This is a genomic window from Xanthobacter autotrophicus (assembly GCF_030015065.1).
In the GTDB taxonomy this organism is placed as follows: domain Bacteria; phylum Pseudomonadota; class Alphaproteobacteria; order Rhizobiales; family Xanthobacteraceae; genus Xanthobacter; species Xanthobacter autotrophicus_D.
The window spans coordinates 1-1,964 of record NZ_JAIVFN010000245.1 but is presented as its reverse complement, the minus strand read 5'-3'; the positions used below and the strand labels follow the sequence as shown (position 1 = coordinate 1,964).

Annotated in this window: 3 protein-coding genes; 1 reads left to right on the top strand and 2 read right to left on the bottom strand. The window is 66.6% G+C overall.

The features are described 5' to 3' along the window. Nucleotides 1-464 (bottom strand): MaoC family dehydratase (locus K9U40_RS22805; protein ID WP_282892376.1); only part of this gene is annotated, 464 nt, incomplete at its 3' end. 170 nt (nucleotides 465-634) lie between these two features. On the opposite strand from K9U40_RS22805, the gene K9U40_RS22800 reads away from it, so the two are divergent. Continuing rightward, nucleotides 635-1,543, top strand: coding sequence for a cation diffusion facilitator family transporter (locus tag K9U40_RS22800; RefSeq protein WP_282892375.1), 909 nt, complete (start codon nucleotides 635-637; stop codon nucleotides 1,541-1,543). Between the two features lie 45 nt (nucleotides 1,544-1,588). On the opposite strand, the gene K9U40_RS22795 is transcribed toward K9U40_RS22800, so the two are convergent. Beyond that, the gene (locus tag K9U40_RS22795; RefSeq protein ID WP_282892374.1) at nucleotides 1,589-1,792 is read right to left on the bottom strand and encodes a DUF1737 domain-containing protein; all 204 of its coding nucleotides are present in this window, start codon (nucleotides 1,790-1,792) and stop codon (nucleotides 1,589-1,591) included. Nucleotides 1,793-1,964: the final 172 nt, after the last annotated feature.

The following is a 1,964-nucleotide window of genomic DNA, read 5'->3' as shown; positions in this document are numbered from 1 at the left end:
GGGCGGGAGGGGTCGGCCTTGCGCACCATCACCCAGCGCACATAGTCCAGCACCTCGACGCCGTCCTGGTTGAAGCCCACCGAGCGCACATAGACGACGCCGCTCTGGCCGTTGGAATTCTCCCTGAGGCCGATGACCTCCGACACCGCCGTCAGCGTGTCGCCGGGATAGACCGGGGCGAGGAAGCGCCCGCCCGCATATCCCAGGTTGGCCACCGCATTGAGGGAGATGTCCGGCACCGTCTTGCCGAACACCACGTGGAAGACCAGCAGGTCGTCGATGGGCGCGCGCGGATAGCCAACCGCCTGCGAAAAGCTGTCGGCCGACTGGACGGCGAAGCGGGTGCCGTAGAGGGCGCTGTAGAGGCTCACGTCGCCGGTGGTGACGGTGCGTGGCGTGGCGTGGCGGATCACCTGGCCGACGCTGAAGTCCTCGAAGAAGTTGCCCCGGTTCGTCTTGCTCATCTTCATCCCCCAGTATCCCGTCATGTTGCAGAGCGAAGCGGTGCGACGCAACAGCCGAGCCGATCGCGGCCGGTACCGGTCGGACCCGGCGGCTTGACGCCGACCGCACGATGGTCCTCATGGGGGTAAGGCGCTGCGGGCGGCGCCGCCATTCGACAAAGGGGGCAGGGGTGTCGGGTTCGGCGAGCCAGAAATTGTCGTTTCAGGCCATGATCTTCACGGCCTGCCTGTTTCCCTTCTACATCCTTGCCGCCACCCTCACCAATTCGGCGGCGATCCTCACCGACCTGCTTGCCACCTCCTTCGACCTGACGGCGCTGACCGCCTGCTGGCTGGTGTTGCGGATCGCCCACAACGCCCATGCCGGCAAGTATGCCTACGGCCTCGGAAAGCTGGAAAACCTCGCCGAGCTGATGATCGCCCTTTTGCAGACGGTGCTGGTCTTCATCGCCGGCTCCAATGCCATCATGCGCATCATCCATCCGGAAGGGGTGAGCGGGGCCGAGCTGGGCCTCTTCGTGACGGCCGCCGCGGTGATCGGCAACGGGATCTTGAACCGCAAGGCCACCCGCCTTGCCCATGAGACGCGCTCTCCGGTGCTGGCGGCGCAGGCGCGGGTGCACCTGGTGTCGGCCATCTCCTCGGGCTCGGTGTTCATCGTCACCGTGGTGCTGTCGATCTTCAACGACGTCACCTGGATGTATTACCTCGACCCGGCCGCGTCGTTCGTCGTCATCGGCTTCATGGTCTACAACATCTTCGCCATGCTCTCGAACTCGGTGGCCTCGCTGCTCGATCAGGCCATCGACGAGGCGGGCCAGCTGCGCATCCTCAAGGTGCTCACCAGCCATTTCGACGATTTCGACGAGCTGGGCGACATCCGCACCCGCCAGTTCGGCGGCAAGATGTTCGTGGAGCTGCACCTCGGTTTCGAGGGCGACTGGACGGTGGCGAAGACGCGCGCCGTCGTCGCCCGGCTGACCGAGGCGGTGAGGCAGGAATTCAAGCAGGCAGGCGACGACGTGGACGTGGCGGTGGTCCTCATCCCGGCCCATGCGCCGTCGGCGGAGGCGGCCTGACACCCACTCATCCTATCCAGACAAGGCGCGGCGCGCTGAAGCGCGTCAGTGCTCGGACAGCACCACGTCGTCGGACCACTCGCCCTCCACCTCCTTCACGATGGCCTGGCCGCAGATGACGCGGCCCTGCACCGTGTCGAAGGTGAGGGTCGGCGCGCCGTGGAGCTGCCAGCCCTTGTTGAGGGCGGTGGAGACGCGCTTACAGAAGGCGGCATCGTCGGGGCCGGTCAGGTAGCGGTAGAGCTTCATGGGTCTGTCCTGGGCCGATGGGCGGGTCGCTTCGGAACGGGTTGGCGTTGCGGGGGTCAGAGCCGCGCAGCGGCGCGCCGGGCAGCTGCGATGCGCTTGTCCTGGAAGGTTTTCGTCTTCTCGCGCACCTCGGCGACGAGGCGGGGGTCCTCCTGGTCGCGGGGCGGGAAGG